Source organism: Streptosporangium nondiastaticum (assembly GCF_003011965.1).
Taxonomy (GTDB): domain Bacteria; phylum Actinomycetota; class Actinomycetes; order Streptomycetales; family Streptomycetaceae; genus Streptomyces; species Streptomyces nondiastaticus.
In genome coordinates, this window is record NZ_PXWG01000095.1 from 1 (window position 1) to 25,043 (window position 25,043).

At 68.5% G+C, this 25,043-nt stretch carries 25 protein-coding genes and 3 pseudogenes; 14 read left to right on the forward strand and 14 right to left on the reverse strand.

From position 1 onward, the window contains the following. Positions 1-337 precede the first annotated feature (337 nt). Both B7P34_RS38845 and B7P34_RS38850 read left to right on the forward strand, forming a co-directional pair. Complete coding sequence (locus B7P34_RS38845; RefSeq protein WP_223268227.1) at positions 338-784, forward strand: DEAD/DEAH box helicase family protein; 447 nt, start codon at positions 338-340, stop codon at positions 782-784. A 117-nt stretch (positions 785-901) separates the two neighbouring features. Then, positions 902-1,480 (forward strand): helicase-related protein, encoded by a 579-nt coding sequence (locus tag B7P34_RS38850; protein WP_223268228.1) that lies wholly within the window; start codon positions 902-904, stop codon positions 1,478-1,480. A 211-nt stretch (positions 1,481-1,691) separates the two neighbouring features. Here the strand turns inward: B7P34_RS38850 and B7P34_RS38855 are convergent, their stop codons facing one another. After that, entirely contained in the window at positions 1,692-1,835 is a 144-nt protein-coding gene (locus tag B7P34_RS38855; protein ID WP_223268229.1) for a hypothetical protein, read from the reverse strand. Positions 1,836-2,059: 224 nt separating this feature from the next. On the opposite strand from B7P34_RS38855, the gene B7P34_RS38860 reads away from it, so the two are divergent. After that, positions 2,060-2,473 (forward strand): helicase associated domain-containing protein, encoded by a 414-nt coding sequence (locus B7P34_RS38860; protein WP_223268230.1) that lies wholly within the window; start codon positions 2,060-2,062, stop codon positions 2,471-2,473. Positions 2,474-3,159: 686 nt separating this feature from the next. Then, complete coding sequence (locus tag B7P34_RS25515; RefSeq protein ID WP_223268231.1) at positions 3,160-3,615, forward strand: hypothetical protein; 456 nt, start codon at positions 3,160-3,162, stop codon at positions 3,613-3,615. A 308-nt stretch (positions 3,616-3,923) separates the two neighbouring features. On the opposite strand, the gene B7P34_RS25520 is transcribed toward B7P34_RS25515, so the two are convergent. Both B7P34_RS25520 and B7P34_RS25525 read right to left on the reverse strand, forming a co-directional pair. Beyond that, positions 3,924-5,189 (reverse strand): hypothetical protein, encoded by a 1,266-nt coding sequence (locus B7P34_RS25520; protein WP_106680209.1) that lies wholly within the window; start codon positions 5,187-5,189, stop codon positions 3,924-3,926. A gap of 233 nt (positions 5,190-5,422) precedes the next feature. Continuing rightward, the gene (locus B7P34_RS25525; RefSeq protein WP_189383047.1) at positions 5,423-6,331 is read right to left on the reverse strand and encodes a LysR family transcriptional regulator; all 909 of its coding nucleotides are present in this window, start codon (positions 6,329-6,331) and stop codon (positions 5,423-5,425) included. A gap of 757 nt (positions 6,332-7,088) precedes the next feature. On the opposite strand from B7P34_RS25525, the gene B7P34_RS25535 reads away from it, so the two are divergent. Both B7P34_RS25535 and B7P34_RS37655 read left to right on the forward strand, forming a co-directional pair. Continuing rightward, complete coding sequence (locus B7P34_RS25535; RefSeq protein ID WP_106680213.1) at positions 7,089-8,528, forward strand: amino acid permease; 1,440 nt, start codon at positions 7,089-7,091, stop codon at positions 8,526-8,528. 182 nt (positions 8,529-8,710) lie between these two features. Continuing rightward, positions 8,711-8,959 (forward strand): hypothetical protein, encoded by a 249-nt coding sequence (locus tag B7P34_RS37655; RefSeq protein ID WP_189383049.1) that lies wholly within the window; start codon positions 8,711-8,713, stop codon positions 8,957-8,959. A 466-nt stretch (positions 8,960-9,425) separates the two neighbouring features. Here the strand turns inward: B7P34_RS37655 and B7P34_RS25545 are convergent, their stop codons facing one another. Next, on the reverse strand, positions 9,426-10,478 hold the full coding sequence (locus B7P34_RS25545; RefSeq protein WP_106680215.1) for a hypothetical protein: 1,053 nt from the start codon (positions 10,476-10,478) through the stop codon (positions 9,426-9,428). 242 nt (positions 10,479-10,720) lie between these two features. On the opposite strand from B7P34_RS25545, the gene B7P34_RS25550 reads away from it, so the two are divergent. Continuing rightward, positions 10,721-11,392, forward strand: a complete 672-nt coding sequence (locus B7P34_RS25550) for a hypothetical protein (RefSeq protein ID WP_106680217.1) — start codon at positions 10,721-10,723, stop codon at positions 11,390-11,392. A gap of 160 nt (positions 11,393-11,552) precedes the next feature. Here the strand turns inward: B7P34_RS25550 and B7P34_RS25555 are convergent, their stop codons facing one another. Beyond that, positions 11,553-12,479 (reverse strand): ankyrin repeat domain-containing protein, encoded by a 927-nt coding sequence (locus B7P34_RS25555; RefSeq protein ID WP_223268232.1) that lies wholly within the window; start codon positions 12,477-12,479, stop codon positions 11,553-11,555. Positions 12,480-13,149: 670 nt separating this feature from the next. Here B7P34_RS25555 and B7P34_RS25560 point away from each other — a divergent pair. Then, on the forward strand, positions 13,150-13,356 hold the full coding sequence (locus tag B7P34_RS25560) for a hypothetical protein (protein ID WP_106680221.1): 207 nt from the start codon (positions 13,150-13,152) through the stop codon (positions 13,354-13,356). 33 nt (positions 13,357-13,389) lie between these two features. On the opposite strand, the gene B7P34_RS25565 is transcribed toward B7P34_RS25560, so the two are convergent. After that, complete coding sequence (locus B7P34_RS25565; protein ID WP_146166921.1) at positions 13,390-14,178, reverse strand: hypothetical protein; 789 nt, start codon at positions 14,176-14,178, stop codon at positions 13,390-13,392. 834 nt (positions 14,179-15,012) lie between these two features. Further along, complete coding sequence (locus tag B7P34_RS25570) at positions 15,013-15,480, reverse strand: RDD family protein (RefSeq protein WP_106680225.1); 468 nt, start codon at positions 15,478-15,480, stop codon at positions 15,013-15,015. A gap of 807 nt (positions 15,481-16,287) precedes the next feature. Between B7P34_RS25570 and B7P34_RS25585 the strand changes: the two are divergent. Further along, positions 16,288-17,182 (forward strand): annotated as a pseudogene (locus B7P34_RS25585) (IS982 family transposase). 166 nt (positions 17,183-17,348) lie between these two features. Here B7P34_RS25585 and B7P34_RS25590 read toward each other — a convergent pair. Both B7P34_RS25590 and B7P34_RS25595 read right to left on the reverse strand, forming a co-directional pair. Next, the gene (locus B7P34_RS25590; RefSeq protein ID WP_106680231.1) at positions 17,349-17,549 is read right to left on the reverse strand and encodes a hypothetical protein; all 201 of its coding nucleotides are present in this window, start codon (positions 17,547-17,549) and stop codon (positions 17,349-17,351) included. A 200-nt stretch (positions 17,550-17,749) separates the two neighbouring features. Beyond that, positions 17,750-18,609: pseudogene (locus B7P34_RS25595) on the reverse strand (IS5 family transposase). A 349-nt stretch (positions 18,610-18,958) separates the two neighbouring features. Here B7P34_RS25595 and B7P34_RS25600 point away from each other — a divergent pair. Further along, on the forward strand, positions 18,959-19,480 hold the full coding sequence (locus tag B7P34_RS25600) for an ATP-binding protein (RefSeq protein ID WP_106680233.1): 522 nt from the start codon (positions 18,959-18,961) through the stop codon (positions 19,478-19,480). Here B7P34_RS25600 and B7P34_RS39805 read toward each other — a convergent pair. The 4 genes and pseudogenes from B7P34_RS39805 to B7P34_RS25615 all read right to left on the reverse strand — a co-directional run. Continuing rightward, the gene (locus B7P34_RS39805; RefSeq protein WP_353620266.1) at positions 19,369-19,971 is read right to left on the reverse strand and encodes a transposase; all 603 of its coding nucleotides are present in this window, start codon (positions 19,969-19,971) and stop codon (positions 19,369-19,371) included. The two genes, B7P34_RS25600 and B7P34_RS39805, sit on opposite strands and share 112 nt — an antisense overlap. Next, positions 19,968-20,264, reverse strand: a complete 297-nt coding sequence (locus tag B7P34_RS39810) for a transposase (protein WP_353620267.1) — start codon at positions 20,262-20,264, stop codon at positions 19,968-19,970. Before B7P34_RS39810 ends, B7P34_RS39805 begins: the two co-directional genes overlap by 4 nt. 142 nt (positions 20,265-20,406) lie before the next feature. Next, complete coding sequence (locus B7P34_RS25610) at positions 20,407-20,862, reverse strand: nuclear transport factor 2 family protein (protein ID WP_106680235.1); 456 nt, start codon at positions 20,860-20,862, stop codon at positions 20,407-20,409. A gap of 81 nt (positions 20,863-20,943) precedes the next feature. Beyond that, positions 20,944-21,388 (reverse strand): annotated as a pseudogene (locus tag B7P34_RS25615) (IS5 family transposase); the annotation flags it as partial. Positions 21,389-21,632: 244 nt separating this feature from the next. On the opposite strand from B7P34_RS25615, the gene B7P34_RS25620 reads away from it, so the two are divergent. The 3 genes from B7P34_RS25620 to B7P34_RS25630 all read left to right on the forward strand — a co-directional run bounded on the left by B7P34_RS25620 (position 21,633) and on the right by B7P34_RS25630 (position 23,494). Next, a complete protein-coding gene (locus tag B7P34_RS25620) occupies positions 21,633-22,226 on the forward strand; it encodes a TetR/AcrR family transcriptional regulator (RefSeq protein WP_106680237.1) in 594 nt (197 codons plus the stop codon). Between the two features lie 425 nt (positions 22,227-22,651). Continuing rightward, positions 22,652-23,080: a pyridoxamine 5'-phosphate oxidase family protein gene (locus B7P34_RS25625; RefSeq protein WP_106680239.1), complete on the forward strand. Its 429-nt coding sequence runs from the start codon at positions 22,652-22,654 to the stop codon at positions 23,078-23,080. Between the two features lie 24 nt (positions 23,081-23,104). Next, positions 23,105-23,494 carry an MmcQ/YjbR family DNA-binding protein gene (locus tag B7P34_RS25630; RefSeq protein WP_106680241.1) on the forward strand — a complete coding sequence of 130 codons (390 nt, stop codon included), beginning with the start codon at positions 23,105-23,107 and terminating at the stop codon, positions 23,492-23,494. A 46-nt stretch (positions 23,495-23,540) separates the two neighbouring features. On the opposite strand, the gene B7P34_RS25635 is transcribed toward B7P34_RS25630, so the two are convergent. Continuing rightward, entirely contained in the window at positions 23,541-24,146 is a 606-nt protein-coding gene (locus B7P34_RS25635) for a TetR/AcrR family transcriptional regulator (RefSeq protein WP_106680243.1), read from the reverse strand. 492 nt (positions 24,147-24,638) lie between these two features. On the opposite strand from B7P34_RS25635, the gene B7P34_RS25640 reads away from it, so the two are divergent. Then, on the forward strand, positions 24,639-25,043 hold a 405-nt coding region (locus B7P34_RS25640), incomplete at its 3' end, for a VOC family protein (protein WP_106680245.1).

Below are 25,043 nucleotides of genomic sequence, written 5' to 3' on the forward strand. Positions count from 1 at the left end.
CTGGTCTGGGTGACGAGGCATCAGGATGCTTGTTTCTTTGTCTTGTTGGGGTGGGGGCCGGGGTGAGGCGGTGGGTGACTCCCCCTCATGAGGTCCCTGGGTGAGTGAGTCAGGAGGCTTCGGAATGGCGGATGTGCGTCATTCTGTGTGCCCGCTACCTTATGAGAGGAGCGGTCCCGTCACGGCTTCCGGGCGACCGGGTGAGGCGTCTCCACTCGACCGGAATCCTTTTGGAAATCTGAATAACCCGGTTTCTTGGCCTCGTATTTCTGGCATAACTGAATAAATTCCAGGGGATCTGAAAAGGCGTCAGGCGTGAACGGTGAAGGGAAAATGCATGCCGGGGAAAGACCTGTTTCCACATCAGGTAGAGGCCGTTGATGCCGTCCTCCGCGCTCTGCAGACGCCCGTCGGCGGGCACATGCCGGCCGAGGGGTTGCGGACCCAGGTCATCGCCGCGACCGGCTCGGGCAAGACACTGATCGCCACCGAGGCCGCTCATAGGCTGGCCGCGCGGCGCGTGCTGGTCCTGGTGCCGACTCTGGACCTGCTGACACAGACCGCGGCCGCATGGCGCGAGGACGGCCGCACAGGGGCGATGCTCGGGGTCTGCTCGCTACGGGCCGAGGATTCCGACGGCGTGCCCTGCACGACGGACCCGGACGAACTCGCGGCATGGGTTCAGGGGCTGGAGCGGGTCACGGTGTTCGCCGCCTACGCCTCCGTCGGCCTTGGCATCCTGCAACGTGCCCACACTCCCAGGGGCTGGGTGTGTGGGACCTGATGGTCGTGGACGAGGCGTACCAGGCCGCTGGCCCTGGGGCGGACGCGGTGCGCGGGGCGCGGCTGGCGGCGTTGCAGGCCGGGGTCCTGACGGCGGCGCAGGAGGTACTGCAGAAAGATGCTGGCTTTCCACAGCAAGGTCAGCGAGGCCGAGGCCATGGCCGAAAGCGTCGCTGGCGCCGCGCGGCGGCTGTGGGAGAACGACCCGCGCCGGTTCCCGGCACCGGAGCGCGTGTGGGCCGGCTGGTTGTGCGGCGGGCACTCCCCCGGCCACCGGCGGGCCGTGCTGGACGAGTTCGCCTGCGACGTCATCGAGGCCCACGACGACGGTGACGGGCTGGGGCTGCGGCCGGCCGCGTTGCGCGTGCTCAGCTCCGTGAACGTGCTGGGCGAAGGAGTCGACACAGCGAATTGTGATTCCGTCGCCTTTTGCGATGCACGGGGGTCGATGATCGACATCGTGCAAATGGTCGGCCGCGCCCTTCGTATGAAGCCCGGGGAAGGGAAAATCGCGTCACTGATCGTTCCGGTATTCCTCGCACCGGGTGAAAGCCCGGACGAAATGCTGCCCTCGCCGACCCCCGTGTGCGCAGCGACAGTTACGAACCGGAGGAGGAAGCCGGGGAGGCCGGGGAAGGAAGCCAGGAGCAGCTGGGGGGTGAGCGGGGGCCGAGTGCGTCCGCGCGGGAGCTGCTGAAGTTCTCCGTGCCGCGGGATCCGGCGCTGCTGGCGCGGTTTGTGAGGCTGCGGGTGATCGAGCCGGAGAACAGCTTCTGGCGGCGCGGGATCGAGGCGTGCGTGCGGTACGTGAAGGAGACCGGCGCCGTGCAGTTGCGGGTGCCGTACGACTTTGTCACCCCGGATGGCTGGGTACCGGCGGGGTTCCCGCTGGGGACATGGCTGGCCGATCAGCAGCGCTTCAACAAAGCCGGACCGGACGCCTGGCCCAGGATCGCGTCGCCGAGCTCGACGGGCTCGGGATGGTCTGGTCCCACCAGGACGTCGCGTTCGAGGAAGGGCTTGCCGCTGCCCGGGCCTGGGCTGCCGTCCACGGGCACTTCCTGCCGCCCGGCTCGCAGACATCATCGCCGAACGCCGCGAGGCCGGCCTCCCCATCGCATCCAGCACCAAAGCCCTCACCCAGGCACAGCGAGAGGCGCTGGACGAGATCGACCCGGGCTGGTGCCCGGTATGGGACGCCGGGTGGCAGCGCTGCTTCCGGCTCGCCCAGGCCCACGTCGAAGGCGGTGGGGCAGTACCGACGGTCGCGGGTGAGGTGATCGTGCAGGGGGAAGACCTCGGACGCTGGGTAACAGCCTGCCGCCTCGACTGGGACAGCCTCCTGCCCGTCCAGCAATGGCTTCTCGAAAACGTCCTCAGCCTCACCCCGGCCGAGGAGGCCGAACGGCCCGTCAAACGCACCCAGGAAGACAAATGGGCCCTCAACCTCGCCGCGGCACGCCAATACCACGCACGCGAAGGACATTTGAACGTCCCTAGAAAACACATCGAGTACGTGGAGCCGGAAGGCAGGCCGACCGCCGGTGAGGAACTTGTCGTGGTGAAACTCGGCATGGCCCTCGACAACATCCGCAAACGAGCCGACAAACTCACCGAGCAGCGCCGCGCGGACCTCGACGCCCTTGGCATGCGCTGGACCGGCACCACAGCGGCCAGAAGCAAGAAGTGACACTGCGCGTCCGAGCGGGCAGCCGCCCGGATCGGTTCCCCACCCCGGCGCCCAGCCCCGAAGGCGTGACCAGTACGTTCTCAGGACATGGCACCTGCCTGACACCGGATCTGAGGAAACGATACGGAATGTGGGAACCTGCAGCCGGGGCCTCGGCAGAAAGACAGCAGGAGCCGGGCCCGTACGGATCCAGCCCCTCGGGCAGTTGCGGGGGGGGGCCGATAGGCGCCTGCGGCCCTGCGCGTGACGCGGGCTCAGCCCGATACCTGGTCGACCGCGCCGACACCCCGGCTCTCCCTCCCCCTCCCCGGCCGCCAGCGAAACATATACCAAGATCGCTAAATCGCCTTCGAAACACAGACGCCAGGGCGCAGCAGTGCCTTCGAAACAACCAGACCCGCCTCCACCCCGGCCTCTCGGCACAGACCGCCCAGGCTCCGAGCGCCAGTCCGAGGCGCGCCCCCAACAAAGGCGGCCAAGAATGCGGCAGGAACCGGATCCCGCCGAATCCGAGCCCCGGCGGTACTACACAGGGCATTGCGGAGAATCGTGGCCGCGCTGGGCGGGTGGTGGCCATCTCTGCGCCGACGCAACCAGAACGTCCGCCACCCCGGCGTCCTGGCCGCTCAGCGCGAGGAGCGCGCCTGAGTCCGCAGTGAGAAGGGCGTCTCATCCCGGTGGGGGGCGTGACTGGCCGGCTCGTCCGGCATGCTCCTCACACGCTGCGGCGTGCGCGCGTCGGGGTCCGGCCGGCGCAGCACCATCCGCTGGCCGAACGCCCGGAGATCGAGATCGCCGACGCGGCCGCGTATGCGCTGCGGCTTCCGGACCGTGCGGCCAACCCCGTGATCCACGATCAGTTGTCCGCGCTGTTCCGGGATATCCGGCCACACCCCCGGTTCCGCACGCCCGCGGTCTCTTTCGACATCTCTCAGCGTGACCTGCGCGACGGGGTCGCCCTTGCCCCGGCCGGAGAAGCCGCGGCCACGGTACAACCGGCCGGTCTCACCTGGCGGCCGCTGCGGGGCGCGCCCGGCCTGACGTTCCACCTGGTCCTCCCCCGCGAGCAGTCGCCACTGCACCGCCGCGTCCGTGCCGTCGCCGAAACCCTGGCGCACGAGCTGCATTGGCTGCCGGGCTGACGCGCAGGAGGTCGAGTGAGACGGACGTCTGCGGTGGCGAGGCCGAAGCCCTGTGCCTGGTGGACTTGGCGGTGATGGTGATGGCGGCGGTCTTGCTGAATGTCCGGCACGGCCTCGCTATGCCGGCGGATCAGCATCCGAAAGCCTGAGCGCGAACGTGCCTTCGAGGTACCTGCCTGGGCGGCTGTACCAAGCGCTGCGCCGGACACGAGCCGGCTGGGCTGTCGACTGCGCGCCGATGGCACCGAAACGGGCCGCTCTGGCGGGTGGGGGGTGGAGAGGCTGCGTCGTCCTGGCCGCGCAGTGGTTCAGGGTGCGGGTGTGGTGGTGATCTGTTCGTCGGTCAGGCGGGCCCGCCAGTTGGTGACGTGGGCATCGGGCATGGATGCCAGGCGGGCGATTTCCTCGTCGCTGCGGCCGTCGGACCAGGCGAGGATCCGTGTCACGGTGCGGTTCCGTGCGGCGCGGGAGTCTTTGAGTATGTTCTCGAGGCGTTCGACTTCCTGGGCTTCGCAGATGAGTTGCTGGTCGACGGCCAAGCGTTCTTCGGCGCGCAGCCGGTGCATGTAGGCGTTGAGGCCTGTCAGGGCCAGGCCCTTGTCGTGTGCGGCGTTCTGGAATCTTTCGGCCAGGGCTGCCAGGACGCAGTCGGGGACGTCGGCGAGTGTGGCTCCGGGGGGCTTGGCCGCTTCCCAGGTGTCGCGGCCGTCCTGTGTCGTCTCCAGCCAGGTGCGGGCGTCCGTGGGGGTGCGGTCGCCGCATGCTGTGGCCCGGTAGGCGTAGAGGGCGGCGCGGTGGCCGTAGAAGGTGAAGCCGTCCTCGATCTCCTGGTCGGTGGCGCGGCATATCCGTCCCGGTACGCCTCCGTAGCCGTTTTCGGGGTGGTAGTCGGCGTAGGCGTCGAGTTCCGCGTCGGTGGCCAGGGCCCAGGAGGGGTCGCACAGGTCGGGGTTGATGGAGAGGAACGTGGCGACCTCGATGCGCCACTTCGGGTTCGGTGTCGTGCGTGGTGCGGGCCACAGAAGTTCGCCGGAGGGGTTCTCGGTGTGGGTCGCGGTCTGCTCGATGTCGTCCCAGGCGGTGGCGGCCTCGGCCGACCACTCCAGTTCGTCTTGTGGTCCGATCCGGTGGATCGAGTCCACGAGGCGCTGTACGGCGGGCAGGATGCGCAGTGCGAGGGTGTGCAGTTCCCCGGCGGTGAAGAACCGCCAGGAGCAGCCGCGTTGTTCGTCGTGGGTGAGGTGGCCGAGCAGGTGCACCATGACGCCGGGGGCGGGGATGGTGCCGTCGCCGAGTGTCCTGCGGGGTGGGCCGGGGAGTTGGCTGCTGAGGTCTTCGTGCGGGGTCCGCCAGTCGGTGTCGCCGAACCAGACGGCGCCGTCGTGTGCGTCCACGGCCAGCCACTGGTGGTAGCCGGCTCCGGGGCCGTAGCGCTGTTCCTGCTGTTCGGCGTGCTCGTCGTGCCAGACGTATTCGGCCGGGGGCGGGTTCAGTTCTGCGGCCATGAAGCCGTCCTCGGGGCGGTAGCCGGCCAGGATGCGGGCGGTTCTCGGTGTGCTGTTGGCTGCGGTCATGAGGGGTTTCCTCTCGGTGAAACGTCGACCGCCGCAAACGTAGTGCGCCCGGCACCCAGTAGTTTAACTTTCAGCCATCGTGGCCGATAGTCGGAGGTGCCGGAAACGCTGGCGCCACGGTGCGGTCTACGCGCGTGCAGCAGCCGTCAAGTTGGCTGCTTTTCACACACCCTCCACAACCTGTTCACATCCGGCTGCCGCCCCGGCCGCACCGCGGACCTCAACGGCGGACCTCAGGAGAGCGCGGACAGTGCGTGCGCGGCGAGCATCCGCTCCAGGTCCAGGACGGCGCGCGGGGCGTGCCGGGTGTCGATGCGGACGGCGTAGATGAAGCGCGTCAACTGCGGCTCCGCCAGGGGACGGGCCACGACCCGGGCGTTGCCGCGGCCCAGCGCCAGTCGCGGCATGACGGCAACGCACAGGCCCGCGGCCACGAAACCCAGGACCGTGTTGAAGTCGTCCCCCTCGTATTGCAGGCGGGCCCGGAAACCCGGCGTCTGGGCCATCTGGGACAGCAGTTCCAGGCGCAGGGCGGCCTCCGGAGCCGCGATCCACGTTTCGGCCGCCAGGCTGGCCAGGTCGATGACCTCCCTGCCGGCCAGGCGGTGGTGTTCCGGGACCACGGCCACCACCGGATCCCGTGCGACCAGCGTCCGGCGCAGCATCCGGGGCGGCGGGTCGGGGATGAAGTCGTAGTCGTAGCTGAGGGCCAGGTCCATGTCCCCCCGCTTGAGCCGGTGGTAGCCGGCCTCGGGTTCCAGTTGGCTGAGGCTGACCTGCACGTGGGGGTAGGCCGTGTGGAGTTGGGCCAGCGCTTGCGGAACGATGCTGGTGGCGGCGGAGGCGAAGGCGCCGAGCCGGATCCGGCCGGCCGTGCCCGCGCGCATGGCGTCGAGTTCCACCGATGCCGTCGCCAGCGCGTTGCGGACGCTCTGCTCGGCGCCGAGAAGGACCTCGCCGGCCGGGGTGGCGCGCACGGGGCGGCGCTCGAGCACCCTGAGGCCCGCGCGGCGTTCGAGTTCGGCGATCTGCTGGGAGACGGCGGGCGCGCTGTAGCCGAGTTCGCGTGCGGCGGCGCTGAAAGAGCCGTGCCGCACGACGGCTTCGAGGGTGGCGAGCAGGCGGGGGTCGAGTCCGTGCACGGAGTTAAGGCTCACTTATCTGTTGCGAAGATGTGTTTTCTTGTGATTGCGGTGGAACGCCAGCAGGATTCTTACTCGCGGTAAGGAAAACGCAAGCCCGTGCTCCTGGGGCGTGGTTGCTGTTCCTCTGCCGGCCAAGGTGCCCTCCGCCGGCGCCCCGTCCGTCTCCTGCCGCAGCCCGCCGCAGCCTGCCGTGGCCGGGGATGTCCGGCGGGCGGATGCGGATCCGGCCACCGGCGATCACCTCTCATGCCCCGGAAGGAAGTGGTATGCCCCTACGCCGGTTGTCCTTCAGGCCGCGGGTGGCCGTGCCGTTCCGCGGCCGCCGGCCTCGCCCGCGGCACACCCGTTCCCCGGGGGTGCCGGGGTGTGCGGCCGGTGAGCGCGCACGCGGGCGGCACCCTCCTCAAGCGCCTGCCCGGCGGGGTGGGCCAGCACGGCCGCAGCCCCCGCCTCCGGCGGCCAGGCCGCCCATGGCCTGCCGGTGGCCTGCCGGAGTGCGCCGGCACGCCGGGACCCCGGTCGCCGGGGGTGCCGCGCCGCACCCCGGCGGACCCGGACCATCCAGGCCACCCGGACCACCCGGGCCGTCCGGACCGTCTGGACCATCCGGGCCGTCCGCTCGACCGGACGGAGCAGGAGGCCACCACGCGACGCACCGGCATGCCGGCCGGCCCTCACCGACATCGTGCGCCCTTAAGCGCACGCCACCACCGTGTCAGCGCACGGCCACCACCATGGAAGGCAGACCCCAGGCGTGAGCGAGCAGTTCCTCCAAGACGACAAGCGCCCCACAGCCCGTCACGTCGACGCCGGGGACACCGGCTACAGCAAGACCTTGAAACCCCGGCACATCAATATGATCGCCATCGGAGGCGCGATCGGCACCGGGCTCTTCCTCGGCGCGGGCGGCCGCCTCGCCGACGCAGGGCCCTCCCTGTTCATCGCCTACGCCGTCTGCGGCGTCTTCGCCTTCCTCGTCGTGCGTGCGCTCGGCGAGCTCGTCCTGTACCGGCCGTCCTCCGGTGCCTTCGTCTCCTACGCCCGGGAGTTCCTCGGGGAGAAGGGCGCCTACACCGCCGGCTGGATGTACTTCCTGAACTGGGCGACCACCGGCATCGCCGACATCACCGCCGTCGCCACGTACACCCACTACTGGCGCCTGTTCTCCGATGTCCCGCAGTGGGTGATCGCGCTCGTGGCCCTGGCCGTAGTCCTCACCGTCAACCTCATCTCCGTGCGGATCTTCGGCGAACTGGAGTTCTGGTTCGCGATCGTCAAGGTCAGCGCGCTGGTGGTCTTCATGGGGATCGCCATCTTCCTCCTGACCACCCGGCACCCCGTCGACGGCGCCGTCCCCGGCCCGGCCCTGATCAGCGGCAACGGCGGGATCTTCCCCAACGGCCTGCTGCCCGTGCTGCTGGTCATCCAGGGCGTCGTCTTCGCCTACGCCTCCGTCGAACTGGTCGGAGTCACAGCCGGTGAGACCGCCAAGCCCGAGGAGATCATGCCGAAGGCAATCAACTCGATCATGTGGCGCGTCGGCCTCTTCTACGTCGGCTCGGTCGTCCTGCTGTCGATGCTGATGCCGTGGAGCAGCTACAGCGCCGGCCAGAGCCCGTTCGTGACCGTGCTCTCGCGCATCGGCGTCCCGGCAGCCGGCGACGTGATGAACCTGGTCGTGCTCACCGCGGCCATGTCCTCACTCAACTCCGGCCTCTACTCCACCGGCCGTATCCTGCGCTCCATGGCCGTGAGCGGCTCCGCACCGCGCTTCACCGCCCGGCTGAGCCGCACCCACGTCCCCTACGGCGGCATCCTGCTCACCAGCGGCATGTGCGTCCTGGGCGTCGGGCTCAACTTCGTCGTCCCGGCGGACGCGTTCGAGATCGTGCTCAACCTCGCCGCCCTCGGCATCCTCGCCACCTGGGGCATGATCATGATCTGCCACCTCCTCTTCTGGCGGAAAACCCGGGACGGCACACTGACCCGCCCCTCCTACCGCCTGCCCGGCTCCCCCTGGACCCAACTCGTGACGCTGGCCTTCCTCCTCTGCGTCCTGATCCTCATGTACGCCGACGGAGGGGCCGCACGCACCACCGTGCTGTGCCTGCCGCTGATCGCCGCGGCGCTGGTCGCCGGCTGGTACGCGGTTCGCGGTCGCGTGCCGGGCGCCACCGCCCAGAGCGAGGACTGAAGCGAGGGCCGAGCCCGCCACCGGCCTACCGGCCTACCGGCCCGCGACGTGCGTACGTCGCAGCGTCAGCGGTGGTGCGGAGACCGCGGTGGCGGCGGTGGCGGCGGCGGTGGCGGCGGTGGCGGGAGGGTGGCCGCGCCCGGTGGCGGCTGCGGCCAGACCAGCAGGACCGGGCAAGGAGCATGGTCGACGATGAAACGGCCGGCGGGCCCGAGGCTGCGAGGGCCGAGGCGGGTGCGGTCGCCATCGCGGGCCAGGATGAGCAGGCCGGCACCCTCGGCAGCAGCCACGACCTCGCGCTCCACGCGACCGGAGCACTCCCGCCGGATACACGGGCGCCCCAGCCGCGCAGCCGCATCCGCCAGGAGCCGCTCCCCCGCATCATGAGCCAGGTGCTCCACCCGCGTGCCAGGATCACGGTCCGGACGTGAGCGGCCCAGCAGACCGGCATAGGCACCACGCGCCACACCGGGCGCACCGGAGCCTGGAGGTGCGGCGGCCGGGTTCTGTGCGTGTGCATCCGGGTTCGCACGGAGGCGACTGCCGCTGTGTAGTTCAACGCCAGTGCCTCAAAGGCCGTCATGCCCTTGATACGACCACGATCTACGAATACCGCACCAGCTGCTGACCACCCGACCGGTGGTGGGGGTCAGACGGCCTTCGAGCGCTTGTGGTGGTTAAGCTCGTACTGGACCGACTTCTCCGACTGCCTGCCCGCCCACACGGGCGGGCCGTTCGAGCTGGCCGGCGCGCTGCTGTTGTTCTTCCCACTCTCTGACGGCCGGCCTCGCGGATGACGCCAGCATCGCAGTGGCAGTCGAAATCAGACGGCACCGGGGGCTGTGTCCGAAGACCGGGCTTTCGAGGACCTGAGGCGTTCCCCGGGCAGCAGTTTTTCTAGGGTTCGATGACGCCGGTCAGACCGAAGAGTTCGGCGATGGCCTGCTCGGCGGCGACGCGGTCGACTTTCTCGATCCAAGGGTAGGTGTTCTCACGGTAGTCGGGAAAGCGGCGTACGAGGTCGGTGTCGCCACGCCACGTGCCCTTACCGAAGAAAAGCTCGTCGTGCCAGGACCGTGTATCGCGCCGTCGGCGGGCCACGCCGACGGGCGGCTCGCCGTTGGCGTGTTTGTCGTCGTAAAGCCAGTACAGCCAGTGGTCCGCTATCCAGATGTCACGCTTCGCCTCCAGCTTCCGGGCGTGCTCGGCCTCGATCTCCGTCATATTCTTGGCCGCAGCGGGCTTCTGAGGCGAGTTCTCCAGCTTCACGCCGAGGACCACCGTGAAGTCGTCGCCCCAGAATTCAGGGAACCAGCCCCACTCCAGAGCCGAGAAGTGCTGCCACTGGCCGTCAGCGTCGAGGCGCCACAGGCCCCACGGGTCCTCCGGATCGTCCCCGGTGATGAAATAGCGGAAGGAATCGAACGGACGAGGGGAATGCGGGCCGCTCTCGCCGAGCTCGGTGATACCCGGGCGTCCCTTGAGTTCGTGCAGGACCTCGTCAGCCTCCTCCCGTGCGGCCTGGATTCCCCAGCCCTCACCCGCCTCATCAGTGAGGATTCTGGTCTGCTTCCACAGCAGGTGAGAGTTCGAGAATTCGCATTTCACGCCTTCCGGACTGAACCGCCTCCTGATCACGCTGTGGAAGATGAACCGGGGGCCGGGCTCCTCGGTGTAGGACACCCAGTACTCCGCCCACCCCTGCCGGTCCCCCTGCAACCTTTCCGCGTCCTGCTCGTCCAGGGGAACCAAGTCCTCGCGGGCGGGAGCCGAGGTCACCACGCGGCGCTCACCGGCCTGCCGCCAGGCCCAGTCGATCGTGGACCAGTACTCCCATGTACCAGTGCCCGCCGAAGTACGCCACAGCGCCTTGGGGCGCTCCGGGCTGCGTCCGTCGCGGACATCGGCGTAATAGCAGAATCGGTCGTGGCGGATGCTCGTTGCGTCCATACGGCAACCCCCTCGCGCGGCGCTTGCCGGTGATCATATGTGCCCGGCACGATCCGCTTCACGCCATGTCCCAGATGCGGGGTTGCAATGACGTAGGCCGGTTGAGGAAGGGGGCACCATGAGGGGGCACAGCCGCCTCGGCGGCGATCTCCATGGTTCGCAGCATGGTCTGTTCTTCGCAGGCCGCTCGTCTTCCCTGCACGGGCCGCGTAGTTGTCAGTGGGGTGCGGTGAAATGGCGGCGTGACCGTACACGATGTGGCCCGGGTCCTGCCAGCCGTTGATGAGCTGCGTGAGCACTGCCGTGGGCTGGCGATGCTCGAGGCCGTGCTGAGCCCGGAGTGGGACACGCGGTTCTACTCCTTCGACGCCTGCTGGGGCGAGGGTGAGCAAATGGCGTCGATGCGGGACGGGGTCGGAGGAGAGTACTCGATCGTCTTCTCAGTCGACGGGACGTACGTCCGGGGTTTCGACCACGCGTCGCCCATGAGTCCCTGGGCCCGCATGGACGTCCCTTTGGTGTGGCCCGGCGTGCTCGATGAAGTACCGAAGGTCTTCCTCCCCTACATCAGGGAGCCCGCGTTCTGTGAGGAGGACGGTGTCCTGACCGTCACCTGCTGTCTGTGGCGCCAGGCAGCTGACCCTGTCTGGCGGGCCGGTTCCATCGTCTTCCCCGAGACGGATGACGGAGACCCGGACGGTGCCGACTTCCTCTTCGCGCTCCTCGTCGACCGCTCACCGGAGGTCTACGCGCAGTGGGCGTCCGAGTACTACGAAGTCCCCGTCGACGTGGAGGCTGTCCGTCACATCCTGGCCGGGCGCCCGCTGACGCAGGAGGTGGTCGCCGCGCTCAACCCAGACGTCGAGCTGGCCGGGCTGGCCGAGGACATCACGGAGATCGGCTATCCGGCCTGAAGCCCCTCGTCCCTCCGACGCCGGCACTGCCGCCAGGCCCCGCCGAGCTCGGACTCTGCCGGCCACTCCCGCCGCCGGCCGCCTCGCACCCGTGCTGTGCGCCGACGTCAACCAGGTGAGCCGCAGGGACTGGGCGGTTTGTCACGTCGAGGGGCGTGTGTCAGCTGTGCCAGTAGTCGCGCTCCGGCAGGTCGACCCAGGTGTCGGGTGGTCCGAAAACAGCGTGTGTGTCGGTCAGGTGCAGTCCTGCCCAAGCGCAAGCGTAGGCGACGGCGTTGTGCCGGTAGAGGTAGTGCTGGAGGACGTCTTCGGATGTGGGGGTGTCTTCAGGGTCGAGGTCACCGCCGGGGATGAGGTCCCAGTCTTCGATGGTGCCGTTGCGGGCGATGCTGCCCTGGTCGCCGCTCTTTGCGTTGGCGTACAGGCCGTAGCAGGAGGTGCCTGCCGAGAGCAGCTTTTGCACGCCGGGCATTTGCGGTGCGTAGCCCCAGGGCTGGGTGACGATGCAGCCGCCGGGGACTGTGGTGACACCGACAGTGCGCAGGTCTTCGCCCCAAGAGGGCTTTTGGAGGGCGTGGAGCCTGCTGCCTTCGACGGGTATGGCTTGCAGGCGTCGTATCGCTTCCGGGGCGTCGATGCCGGCCACACACACCAAGCCGAGGCCCTCGTAGTGGATGTCTTTCAGGACGGCGAGGAGTTGTCGGGCTTGGTGTACTGCTGCGCGTTCCGTGTCGCTGAGTCCTTGCTGCCCATCGGGGATGGTGAACAAGTTGGGGGTGGGTCCGGCCAGGCTGAGGCGTCCCGGGGACCAGCCGGCGATGAGCTGCCGCCAGGGATCAGCTCCGGCGGCGACGAGTGCACGGGCGCTGTCGGGCTGGTTTTCCATGACTGCTTCCCACAGTGCGGTCGTGCCGTCCTGGAGCGCATCCACGTCTGCCACACGTAGGGCCAGTTCCATGACGACCTGGGGTGAGCCGGACATCACGGCCTGGTGCAAAGGCCGGGAGCCGTTGAGGTCATCCGGATCAGCGCCTTGTTCCAGCCGCCAGCGAATCACCTCAACATGCTTCCACTCCTGCCACTGCATGCCCTCCCAGCCGTGTCCTTGTCCTGTCACGCCGTCCCCTCCCGTACCGAACGAACAAGGCAGCATCGACCGCCGCCCTTGCAAGCACACCTTTGCAGGCACCACTGACATGCAAGCAGCCACCGGGGCTAACAGCGCCGCGTGCAGCAGGCGCCTGGGTGCCGTGCATACTTCTCGGATGACTGTGCCGCTCGCCGCCCGCATCCATCTGCTGATCACGCTCACGCGGCAGGCAGCAGGCGTCGGCTGACGGGTACGCGCAAGGCATCGCCGACACGATCGTCGCCCATATCGCGAACTACCAGGCCGCGGTCTTCCCTCTCGTCCCCGGCGGCGTGAATGAGGAGGAGCGCAGCGCCCGCCGCACGCTCGCGTGCCGAATCTCTGCCTTAGAAGCGCTGCCGCACCCGGTGCAGCTCGCCGCGGTCGCTGTGGTGCGGCCGGGCGCGGCAGGGGCGGGCGGGGCCTGGTGGTGTGGCGGCTGGAGGGCTGGACGGCGGCGCCGGCCATCCGGCGGGCGAGAGCACGAGAGCACTGCCTCAGGACGCTGGTGCAGAAGAGGGTCGAACGCTCCCGGGGACCGGGGGTGTGGAGTGGCCCGATTCACGGGTGGCCGGACGGGTCGTCTCGTGGCCATGTCCAGTGTCCGCGCCTACTACATGGAGGACCTGTGACCGACGCGCGCCAGATCGAGATAGTGCTGAGTTTGGCGGAGAAAGGCGGGCGGGCGCCGAAGTACCCCGGCACCGCGCCGCTGGTGGCCGTCGCGTATGAGACGCTCACGGGCATCAAGATCATGCCGGGTAAGTCAACTTCCCCGACTCCTTCGTTGCCGCTCCGCGCACGGACTGACACTGACCCGCAGGACAGCGCCTGACCAGAGTATCCGGCTGCCCTATTCCGCGTCCGGTCAGTCATATTCGGAGCCAGATGACCATGGCGGCGGCGAGGACGGTGTAGCGGTGCTTGTCGTCACGCAGTCCGCCACGGCTTGCGTCGCCTGGGTGATGAACGGTGCCGGTAGTTCATCCGACGTCCACGGTGACCAGTCATCCCACTTCTGCCCCGCGATCTCTTCCACCCGATCGGCAGCCTGCGACGGCCTCACCCCGGGAAGTTGCAGTGCCGCCGTCGTCCAGCCGATCAGCTCGTACACCTCAAGGTACTCGTACCACTCGGCGTCGTCCCAGCCGAGTCTGTCGGTGTGACGGGCCCACGCCCACCGCAGGGCCTCAGCAGTGGCATCGGCAGCCCGCTGCCGGGAAGTTCCCGTCGTCGTCCGGGCAGTGTGCTCGGCGTATCCGACCAAGTTCAGCGTCTCCCCGAAAGGGAATCTGGCGAAGAAGTCGAGGTTCTCGGCGATGGTGAGACGGATGGCTCTGCCCCGGCCGTGGCTTTTGGAGGCATCCAGCCACAACCCCGGTGACGACGACCATCCCCAGTCGTTCGGGGGATAGCAGGCAGCAGGGCGGATCACGGCGTCGAACCAGCCTTGGACGTACGCGTCACAGGCGGCGACGATCGCATGCACGTCGGCGTCACTCGCCGGCTTCTCCGGGTCTATGCGGCCCCACTGCACCACAAGCGAGCGTTCCACGGCAGTCCGCACAGCACGGTGAAGAACGTCCTGCCGAGAAGGCTGCGCCCACGGTAGAAGGGCGGGATAGCAGACAGTGAAAGGATCTTGATAGTCGGACACGGGCAAGAGCCTAGGACTACTTCGGCCAGTCATGTGCGGAGCCAGATGACGAGTGCAGTTGCGGTGGCGGTACCAAGGAAGCCGTGACCGCACTTGTTGTACAGGGCGGCCACGGCTCGGGGCTTGATTTTGTTGGTGGCCCGCTCAAGGAGCAAGCTGGTGTTCAGCCGTGGGTGCAGGCAGGGGTGCGGTCCTCCGCGGTGAGCACGGGCCCGAGGTAGCTCTGGTCCTCGGACAGCATGGCAACCGGGTCGGCGTCGTGAGCTTGGGCGCGTCTCGGCGGGCGCTGACAGTGCGGACCTCGCTCCCGCTTTGATCTTCGAGGAGGTACAGACGACCGCCCTGTCCCTGGCCGGCGCGGCCATGCTCGCCCCCATCAGGCTGATCAACTACAACAGCAGAGAGCCCATCGAATAGGCAGCTCGCAATCGTCGATCAGAATGCGCCTTCGGCTGGCACTCGGGGAGCACAGAGCAACACCGGCCATGCGGCATGGGCGATGTAGGCTGTCTTCCTCGCTACGGGCTGTAGCGACACGGAGGTGGAGAGGCAACGGGAGTCCGGACCCCGGCCGAGCCCACACACATTCCGCTCCCACGCAGCCGTCCTGAGCATTGCCGCGACCTCGGCCCCGTACGGAGCGAGGGTCATGCCACCTGGTGGACTTCACGTTGTCAGCCGGACAGCCGACGCGCGGCAAGTGCCAATCTGGTTGAGCTCGCCCGGGTCCCTTCGCGCGTCGGCCGAGCGGGCCATCTCATGCCGAAGCCCGCAGACGCGGGGAGGCGTGGCTGTACTACAGGGCATCCCTCTCCTCGCTCCGCATGATCCGCGTCACCTGGTGCGCAGGCCAGGGCGCAGGACGATGCGTACGCCGGTGAAGTCGTCGGGGGCCAGGCCGGGGCCGGACGTGAGGATGTCCAGCGGGGCGATCGTGGAAGCATAGGTGATCCCAGCGATCCACCGGAGCAGAACCCGCCAAGGCCCAGGCCACTTTCCGTCTGCCGTGCGCGCGAGGCAGGTGCCTGCGCAGAGCTTCCCGATGCTCCGGCGGGTCGCCAGGGCGAGCAGTACCTGGTTGATGAAGGACATCGCCAAAGCTCCGGCGGCAATCCGCAGCAGCAGACGAGGGTCTGTCAACCCAGGGACGTCCTCACCGGCGAGGCCCGCCGTGTAGAAGCCCGCCACGTAGAACAAGCCCGCCAACAGGCCGACGGAACCGGCCAGCGTCAGGTCGATCGCAGCGGCCACGTATCGTCTGCCCTGGCCAGCCGGGGCCGGCGCGCCCATGCCGGTCACCATTCCGTGCTCTTCAACGCTATGTCCGCAGCGATCACCATGACGCGCTCACCGTCCTGGACCTGTCGCACGTACTGGAGCGCTCCGACGTGGAAGGCATGGGCCCCAGTCGCGGCGCCGTGGAATCCCCGGGCCCTTGGCGTGATCGCAGCCGCCCCGGGTGGGGCGTGGACGGTGCCGCCGGTCGGCCGGGGGCCAAGGAGCTCGACGGATGCTCCCTCGAAGGGCGCGGAGCCGAAGACCGGCTTCGCCTGCCTGGCTGAATCAACGGTCGAGCAGAAGGCGAGAGCAGAGGTCCCCAGGGAACCGAAATGGGGCATGGCACCAACCCATGTACGTGACATGGACACAGCCTACTCGCAGGCGATCACTCGACCCCAGCTCCGCCTGCTGCCGCCCGCCGGGCTCTGCGCGAAATTCTCCATCATCGAGCCCCTTGCTCTTGGCGGAGTTGTCGGCAGCCACGACATTCGTCGCTCTCGCGGTCGGTGCCGCGCGAGCTGGTTCGCGGCTGCGCAGTACTGGCGCGCCGCCTGCGACATGATGACGCAAGACAGCAGCGGCCAGCCCCTGCTACTGCGATGGGCTAGGGCGTGTCTCCTTGATGGGTGACCCCGCTATCGCTGGGACTTGTCAACACCGGTGGCCTCCACATGGCCAACGACCTCACCGCCGAGATTCAGGCCCACTGGCCCGGGGCGGGGCCGGCTGCGTCCCCGCCCGCTCCCGCCGTCCGCCGAGCGCGCGGCACCTAGATGAGTAAGTCCGAAGTGGCCGGGTGCATGAAGCGAGGGTCTCGTTGGTCCGTTTGTGACGACAGACCTCGAGACCCTCGCGCTTGCACTGTACGTGAAGATCGATGACTCTCTGGCAGGATCGCGCCAATGGGGCCGCCCACCGAGCCTGACAGATTCCGAGTTGCTGACGCTGGCGGTGATGCAGGCCCTGCTCGGGTTCGTTTCCGAGGCCCGCTGGCTGCGCTTCGCCCGCGTCCATCTGGCAGCCACCTTCCCCTACCTGCCGGGGCAGTCCGGCTACAACAGACGCCTGCGGGCCGCGAACACACTGATCAGCCGGCTCATCCGCACCCTCGCCCGCGACACCGACCTGTGGCATGACGACGTGTGGACTGTGGACTCCACTCCCGTGGAATGCGCCCACTCACGGCCCACGGTGAAGTGTTCCGACCTGGCCGGCTGGGCCGGATACAGCTACTGCTCCTCGCACTCCCGGTTCTTCTGGGGCCTGCGGCTGCACCTCATCTGCACGCCCGGGCGGGCTGCCGATCGCCTGGGCTCTGGCCAACCCCAAAGTCGACGAACGCGAGGTACTGGCCGACATGCTCACCAGCGACCAGGATTTGCCGGCCACGCACCCCGGACAGACGATCGTCGGCGACAAAGGCTACGTATCCAAACACCTCGATGCCTTCATGGCCGAGCAGGGCCTGGACCTGCTGTGGCCGACCTATCGCAACCGCAGCCCCCGGCCCGGCGAACACCTGCTCAAACCCATCCGCCAGCTCATCGAGTCAGTAAACGACACCCTCAAGGGCCAACTCGACCTTGAGCGCCACAGAGCGAGAACCCCCGCTGGGGTCCTCGCCCGAGTCGGACAACGGATCCTGGCCATGACAGCCGCGATCTGGCACAACCGCAACACAAGACGATCCGTCACCCGGTCACCGATCGCCTACGACCACTGACCAACCCTTCGGACTTACTCGTCTAGACGCCGGTCTCGACCGCCGCCCGGCGCATGCTGCCCGGCACCGCAAATCTCCGCGGGCAGCATCTTCCTTCGCTTCGATCCCGAGGAAGCCCAGGTCCGAGACAACACCCCAGCCCCGCGAGCGAACAACAGGGGAGGGCTCAGAGATCTTGCATCGATTTCTCAAGCTCGTCGAGATCCTTCTGCGACTTCTTAAATTTCTCGAGCGCCTCCTCGTACTTCTTCTCAAAGTCGTCCCGCTCCATCTCAAGCCGCTGAATCCGTTGCGCGCTGGCCTTCGCCTCCGCCGTGAGACGCAGGACCTGTTCTTCGAGCTCCCGGGTCCGATCTGCGTTGTCCACCTCTGCGCTCCTTACCGTCGGCCCGCGCCGACCATGGGGGTGGAGCATCCACTCCACGCTTCGCAAATGATATAGGCGGGCCCAGGTCACCACGCCCGACGCAGGCACGGCCGGGGTTCGCTCCCCCCGGAGCCACCTCGTCGATGCCCGTCGCCGTCGCTCTCCCGCGGCCGGAATCCGGCCACCCCGGAGCCACGAGGTCACCTGCGCAGCCATACCAACACCGTGGCGAGATGGAGCGCGGCCTGGTAGGAGAGGGCGAGTTTGTCGGATCGCATCGCCAGGCCACGCCACTGCTTCAGGCGGGCAATGCACCGCTCGACGGTGTTCCGGCTCCTGTAGGTCTCGCGGTCGAAGCCCGGTGGGCGGCCTCCGCGCGAGCCGCGCCGCAGCCGGTGACGGACCTGGTCCACCGGCTGCGGGATGACCGCTCGGATGTGCCGTTCACGCAGGTGGGAACGGATCGCGCGGGCCGAGTACGCGCGATCGGCGATCACCGCATCAGGCCTCGTGCGGGGCCGCCCGCTGCCGGAGCGCGGAACCCCGGAGCGTGGCCATGACGGCTGTGAACGCCGGGGCGTCACCGGCCTGTCCGGCCGTCACCACGAGCGCGAGCGGCCGGGCCCGGCCATCGCTGGCCAAGTGGACCTTCGTGCTCAGCCCACCGCGCGAACGCCCGAGCGCGTGATCGGCGGGCTCGTCACTGCCACCCGACTCCTTTGCGGGCACCGGACGCATGCTGGTGGGCCCGGCACACCGTGGAGTCCACCGACACGGTCCAGCCGATCTCGCCTCCAGCATCCGCGTCGGCCAGTACGGCAGCGAAGATCCGCCGCCACGTGCCGTCCACCGCCCACCGCAACAGCCGCTTGTGCGCGGTCGTGAACGACCCGAGCTCCTCGGGCAGGTCCCGCCAGGGCGCGCCCGTGCGGTACTTCCACGCGATGGCCTCCAGGGTGCGGCGATGATCTGCCCACCGACGTCCACGGACCGGATCGGCTGGCATCAGCGGCTCGATTCGCTCCCACATCGCGTCACTGATCACAAAACGAACAGGCATGTCCGATCAACCGCTTAGCGCATCAAGGAGACACGCTCTAGTCGCTGCTGTCCGCAGGTGCTGGGTGTGCTAGGTGTCAGCGACCGATGCAGGTTCTCCGAAGGCGGGGCCAATTGGCCCTCAGTGAGCTGGGGGTTCGTCAATCGACAGGCAGGTCGGGAGACAAGATCTTCCGGTTCGTGAGGCCAATCTGGAGTGTCCGTCACCAGTCGCAAGTGTCGCTGATCCGACTTTTCGAGATAGATGACAGCCGATCTTGGCGGTTGGTACCACCCTGAGGAGCACCGAAGCCGTACCGGATTCCTGCCGTACCTGTTCCCGCGGCCCGCACAGCGCTAGCGTCGGGTCCATGATCGTATGGCTCAACGGCACTCACGGCGCGGGCAAGACGACGACCAGTGCACTCGTACAGCAGCTGATCCCGGATTCACGGGTGTTCGACGCCGAGAAGGTCGGTGAGACACTCATGGACATCAAGCCAGGGCTGCCCTGGACGGGCAACTTCCAGGACTGGTCGCCGTGGCGGCCGCTCGTGGTCGAGACCGCCCAGCGCGTACTCGACTACACCGGCGGCACGCTGGTGATGCCCATGACTGTCCTGGTCGAGCAGTACTGGCGCGAGATCAGCACGGGCCTCGCTCAACATGCCATCCCGGTCCGGCACTTCGTCCTCCATGCTGACCAGGAGACCCTCCGCGGGCGCATCGAGCGGGACACTGTTCTAGGCCCCTCCCCGTTCCGTCTCAAATACCTTGAGCCCTACGCCGAAGCTGCCCGCACGTGGCTACACGCCGAGGCCGAGGTCGTTGACACCACGCACCTCACGCCCGACCAGGCGGCCCAGCAAATCGCAAAGGCCGCCAAAAGCTGAGGCCCGCCCGCCACGCCCCCTCCGGGAGCGGAACACCCGCCACTACTCCAGCGTAGCGGCGGTGGAGTCGGCGGCAGTCGGCCGAGCCATGACATCGTGCGTTCAATGGCCCAGCGGTGGCGCCCCAGGCGGTGCGAGCCCTCCTTGCCGCGCCGTACGATGCGGGGTGTGATGCCTCGTTCCCGGAGCCATCGCCGCAGGTAGGGGTAGTCGTAGCCCTTGTCGCCGTGCAGTTTGTCTGGGCGTCGCCGACGTGGTCCGCGTCGGCTGCGGACCGGGGGTATCGAGGCAATCAGGGGCTGGAGGGCGAGGCTGTCGTGGGTATTGGCGGCAGAGACGGCTACCGCAACAGGCAGTCCGCTGCGGTCGGTGACGAGGTGGATCTTCGACCCGTTCTTGCCACGGTCGGTCGGGGTCGGTCCGGTCAGGACCCCCTTTGGGGGCCCGAACGCTGGCCGAGTCGACGGCGAACCGTGACCAGTCCAGCTCACCGCTCGCGCCGAGTTCGTCCAGGACCACCCGGTGCAGACGAGCCCAGACCCGGTCCTGGCTCCAGCGGGCGAAACGCCAGTAGACGGTCGGCCAGGCCAGCCCGAACACGGGCGGGATCTGCCCGCCACGTACAGCCTGACGTCGCCACGAACACGATCGCCGCCAGACACTCTCGATCTCCGGCCCGCCGGCGGCCACCACCCTGCGGGCGTATCACCACCGTCTCGGGCACCACCCGCCGGAACAGCTCCCACAACTCGTCCGGCACCAACCGCTGAGCAAGACTCGCCATGCTCAGCACAACGAGACACCATTCCAAAGGAAACGACGTCTTACAACACCTAACAAAATGAGTTGATCTGTCAGGGCAGGGGCAGCGGCGTGCTCGTTGTGGAAACCAGAGCGGGTGTCAACAGGACGGTAAATCTACTGGGTTAGGACTGATCACTGGCCGATATACTGAGGCTGTCCAGTAGCGCGGGCAGGCGGCCCAGTGCCTGGAATGTGCCGAGTGAGTCCATGTAGTCGAGAGCATGCACAATCAGGCCGTCACGCACCCGCAGGATCAGGAGGCCGGTGACGGCAGCCGGGGCGGCCCCAGGTTCCAACGTCGCGGTGGCCTCCCACTGTCCGATCACGACCTCGGGGTCAGTGCTGTCGAAGACAACGACGTCATGTATCTCCTGGAGTCGTACCGAGGTGGCGCCCCATGCAGCCTGGTAGCCGGCCCGGACCTCTTCCCGTCCGTGGTAGCGGTTGGGTCTGGCCGGAGCGAGGAAGGGGAACTCGTGGACGGCGTCGGGTGCGTAGAGGTTGGCCAGATCGTCCGCAGACCAGGCGAGCATCGCTCGGTGGTAGGCAGCAAGCACGTCGCGCGGTGAAGTGGGCATGGTGGACTCCGATCGATGAACGGGAGACAGTCCAGCAACGGTATGCCGTCAGCGGTCGAGTTGCTGGCCAGACCGTCACACTCAGCAGAGTGAGTTGATCTGCCTGAGGGTGATGAGGCAGCAGGCGAGGCGGAGGAAGGCTTCGTGGATGTCGGCTCGTCGTTCCCAGCGGATGGGGAGGCGTTTGAAGCCGTGCAGCCAGGCAAAACTGCGCTCGACGACCCACCGGTAGGTGCCCAGCCCGGTGCCGTGGAGTGCCACGTCGGGCGATCGCGGGCACGATGCCGCGCTTGCGGACGTGGTCACGGTAGATGTCATGGTCATAGCCGCGGTCGGCGAAGAGCGAGTCCGGCTTCCTGCACGGATGGCCGACGCGCCCGCCCACGGGCGGGACCGCTTCGAGCAGGGACAGCAGCTGGGTGACATCGTTGCGGTTGGCGCCGGTGAGAATGACGGCGAGCGGGGTGCCGCGGCCGTCGGTGATCAGGTGGTGCTTAGAGCCGGCCCGGCCCGGGCGGACCGGGGACGCGGCGACGGGCGATGGGATCTTCACGCGGCCCACCGCCGAAGCGGGCGTGCTCGCACCGAACCGCCTCCAGTACGTTGGTACTGTAAGTCGGAGCGAGGCGACACGCGACCCCCTATCAGCTCATACGCTTCGGGCGGGATCCTTGGCAGAAATGGGCGAGGTTTCAGGCGCTACGCACAAGGCGTCTGCTTTCGGCATGCACACAGAGAAGGGCTGTACATACGTACCGGAAGGGGGTTCCATGACCGTCGAGAGGTCCGCGCGGCGCCGTGATCCGCGGCGCAGGATCGAGGAGATCGCCGCGGCCACGGAGAAGGTGATCGCCGAGCACGGCATCGAGGGGGTGACTCATCGCCTGGTCGCCGAGACGGCCGGGGTGCCGCTCGGGGCGACCACGTACCACTTCGCGACCAAGGACGACCTGATCACCGCCGCCCTGCGGCGTGCGGTGGACCGTTTCGCCGTCTACCTCGACGACTGGACCGCCCGCCACCACGGCCAGGACACCGAGGCACTGGCCGAGGATCTCGCCGATGCGTTCGTGAGCTGTTTCGGCTCCCAACGTGACCAGCAGGTAGTGGAGTTCGAGCTCTACCTCGCCGCCCTGCGCCGCCCGAAGCTGCGACCCCTGGCGGATCAGTACACCGAGCTGAGCGTCCAGGCCCTCACTCACTTCGCCGACCCGCTCACCGCCACCGCGGCGGCAGCCGCCCTCAACGGGCTCACTCTGCGGGGACTGGCGGGCACCAGCACCCCGCACCGCGAGAACATCGCCTGCGTGCTGCGCCGCATCCTGGCCCCACGCCCCGGCACGGCACAGGCACCAGGCCCATGAGGAAGCCGCACCCCTGGCCACCGCCGGGACCGAGACCGGGCCCCGCCGACGGCAAGGAACCCGGCCCGCATCGCCTGCGCGCACCCGCACGACCCCCACAACCTCGCGACCGGCGCCGGCCCGGATACCGCGGACCGCAACCGGGCCCGGGCCGCGCAGGGCCCACTGTTCCGGATCGCCCTGGAACAGGAATACACCAATATCGCCCGAGCGGCCGTGGCCTTCATGAACGGCCTCGTCCTGCACGGCCTGACCAGCCAACGCCCCCTCAGGGAGTGAAGTCAAAACCATCCACGGCCGCGTCCTGGCCACCTGACCCGACCCGCTCGTGCACAGGACAACGGCCCGGTGCAGGAACAAGCTGGTCGTACCGCCCGCCGACCCCACGCGCGTAACAGCCAACCCCCGACTCAAAAGGTGATCGCATGCCGCTGACCATCGAAGAACGTGAGGCGTTCCTGGCCGAGCCGCACATCGGCGCTCTATCGGTGGCCTCGGGCCGCCCGGACCGCGCCCCGCTGGCCTTGCCCATCTGGTACGGCTACGAGCCGGGCGGCGAGGTGTGGATCACCACCGACCGCGCCTCCCGCAAGTTCGCCCTCATTCAGGCGGCGGGCCGTTTCTCGATGATGGCCGACTACGGCACCCGCTACGTCTCGGTCGAGGGCGAGGTGGTCCACACCGGAAGGACCACGGAGGCGGAACTGCGGGCAATGGCGGCCCGCTACCTGCCGGAAGGGCAAGTGGACTGGTACGTCCACCACGCCGCGGAGATCTTCCCGGAGCCGGTCACGTTGCGCATGCGCCCGCGACGCTGGCTGTCCGCCGACCTGACCATGCCGACGGGAGACTAAAACCATGCGCACGGGAGACAGGTCATGACGCCCGAAGACGTGGCGGAGTACGCCCTGTCCCTGCCGGAGGCGACCGAACACGAGCCGAGCCGGACCATGCAGCTCTACAAGACCGGCGGGAAGATCTTCGCCGTCCTCACCCCCGCCACCGCCGCACGCCCCGACGAAGTGGCCCTCAAGTGCGACCCCGGCCTCGCCCTCCACCTGCGCGAGCAGTACCCCGCCATCCGCTCGGGACGCTACGGCCCCCGCCACCTGTGGAACACCGTGATCCTCGACGGCACCGTCCCCGACGAGGAACTCACCGACATGATCGACCACTCCTGGCACCGCACCGTCGACCAGCTCCCCAAAGCCAAGCGTGAGCGCCTGCGCGGACTGTGGCCCGGCCGCGCCGCCGGGCCCGGCCGCTGAGTGCCAGCCTCTGAAGAACAGCCCACCAGGGCCGTGGAGAGGCGGTTCAGCGGCCAGGAGCAGGGGGCGTGGCGAGCGCGGGGTTGGGGGTGAGGATGCGGCGGAGGATGTCCTCGACCTCGGCGCGGGTCGGCGGCTCGCTGGCGGCCAGGCCGCGCAGGGTGAGCCCGTTCATCGCCGCGGTGGCGGCCTGCGCGGTCACAGGGTCGACGTAGGCCAGCAGGACGCCGGTCGTGGCCTGGGTGTACCGGTCGGCGATGGGGCGCAGGGCGGGGCGGCGCAGGGCGGCGACGTAGAGCTCCAGCTCGACGGCCTCATACGCCCGGTTCGGGCCGAAGACGCCCATCATGGCGTCGGTGAGCAGCACGACCAGCTGGTTGACGCCGAGATCGGGCCGCTGGGCCGCCCATTGCTGCAGCATCGCCGCGTAGCGCTCGTAGGCCAGTGCCAGGGCGGCCTCGATGAGGTCGTCCTTGGTCGCGAAGTGATACGTGGTCGCCCCCAGCGGTACCCCCGCCTTGTCGGCGACCGCCCGGTGGGTCAGTCCCTCGATACCGCGCTCGGCGATGACGCTCAGGGTCGCTTCCGTGATCTCCGCGATGCGGCGCTCGGGGTCACGGCGTCGCCGCGCGGCAGGGGGCTGGGCAGACATGGCAGAGGACTCCGGACAGACGCAGAGACGGTGCGATACGTACGTACTGTAGCCCGCCCGCGCCCTGCGCCCTTCCTTGGATGCGACACCACAAGGGCCCTGCCCTCGCCATCGGCGTCGCGACCACGGAGCCCCGGACCGCCTGTACACGGAGAGCCCCGCACGCGGCGAGGAGTACACCCGTACTGCAAGGCCCTGCGCACGGACAGGAGGGCGCGCCGGCGGCCGCACGAGCCCTGACAAGAGGCCCCCTGGGAATGGAGGGCCTCGCGTGCTCTCGCGCCCTGGAGCCGCGTCGCCGCGCACAAGTTTCCGGTGTGTCCGTATTGCACACCCCACCGACCCGCGTTACTGTACTTGTGTACTAATTACAGAGCGGAGGATGGCGCCCGGCCGGGAACGGCCCGTCTCGCGCCCTCCGCCTCCGAGCGCTCGCGGCAGTCGTCCGCGCGCCTGCGTACCTCGACCCCTCTTTTTCTGGAGTGTTCCTCCATGAGTGCTGTTTCCTCCCTGTCCGCCGCCGTGGGCTCCGTGGCGTCCTACGCGTTCTGGGGCCCTGACGGCAGGGTGCTCGCCGACTTCTACGCCGCCGCCCTGGGCTGGCGTGTCGCCGAGGAGTTCCCCGGCGAGGACGGCGCCCCCACGGCCTTCCTCGTCACGGACGGCTCGACGCGGTTCATCTTCTACACCGCCCGCGACTTCACGGCCCCCGACTGGCCGCAGGAGGAGCTCCCCTTCCACCTCGACCTGGCCTTCGAGGACGTGCCGGCCGCCGAGCGGCGCCTGCTCGGCCTGGGCGCGACCAAGCCCGCCCACCAGCCGGGCGGTGAGTACTGGACGGTCCTGCTGGACCCGTCCGGCCAGCCCTTCTGCATCAGCGCGGGCCGACTCGAGGGC

What these genes read in the sequence shown, in the direction of transcription:
- B7P34_RS25600 (WP_106680233.1), top strand. Translation starts at nt 18,959, where the DNA reads ATGATCGTATGGCTCAACGGCACTCACGGCGCGGGCAAGACGACGACC.
- B7P34_RS38850 (WP_223268228.1), top strand. Translation starts at nt 902, where the DNA reads ATGCTGGCTTTCCACAGCAAGGTCAGCGAGGCCGAGGCCATGGCCGAA.
- B7P34_RS25620 (WP_106680237.1), top strand. Translation starts at nt 21,633, where the DNA reads ATGACCGTCGAGAGGTCCGCGCGGCGCCGTGATCCGCGGCGCAGGATC.
- B7P34_RS25520 (WP_106680209.1), bottom strand. Translation starts at nt 5,189, where the DNA reads ATGACCGCAGCCAACAGCACACCGAGAACCGCCCGCATCCTGGCCGGC.
- B7P34_RS25570 (WP_106680225.1), bottom strand. Translation starts at nt 15,480, where the DNA reads ATGGTGACCGGCATGGGCGCGCCGGCCCCGGCTGGCCAGGGCAGACGA.
- B7P34_RS38845 (WP_223268227.1), top strand. Translation starts at nt 338, where the DNA reads ATGCCGGGGAAAGACCTGTTTCCACATCAGGTAGAGGCCGTTGATGCC.
- B7P34_RS25630 (WP_106680241.1), top strand. Translation starts at nt 23,105, where the DNA reads ATGACGCCCGAAGACGTGGCGGAGTACGCCCTGTCCCTGCCGGAGGCG.
- B7P34_RS25555 (WP_223268232.1), bottom strand. Translation starts at nt 12,479, where the DNA reads ATGCAGTGGCAGGAGTGGAAGCATGTTGAGGTGATTCGCTGGCGGCTG.
- B7P34_RS37655 (WP_189383049.1), top strand. Translation starts at nt 8,711, where the DNA reads ATGGTCGACGATGAAACGGCCGGCGGGCCCGAGGCTGCGAGGGCCGAG.
- B7P34_RS25545 (WP_106680215.1), bottom strand. Translation starts at nt 10,478, where the DNA reads ATGGACGCAACGAGCATCCGCCACGACCGATTCTGCTATTACGCCGAT.
- B7P34_RS25610 (WP_106680235.1), bottom strand. Translation starts at nt 20,862, where the DNA reads ATGCCCACTTCACCGCGCGACGTGCTTGCTGCCTACCACCGAGCGATG.
- B7P34_RS25625 (WP_106680239.1), top strand. Translation starts at nt 22,652, where the DNA reads ATGCCGCTGACCATCGAAGAACGTGAGGCGTTCCTGGCCGAGCCGCAC.
- B7P34_RS39810 (WP_353620267.1), bottom strand. Translation starts at nt 20,264, where the DNA reads ATGGCGAGTCTTGCTCAGCGGTTGGTGCCGGACGAGTTGTGGGAGCTG.
- B7P34_RS25635 (WP_106680243.1), bottom strand. Translation starts at nt 24,146, where the DNA reads ATGTCTGCCCAGCCCCCTGCCGCGCGGCGACGCCGTGACCCCGAGCGC.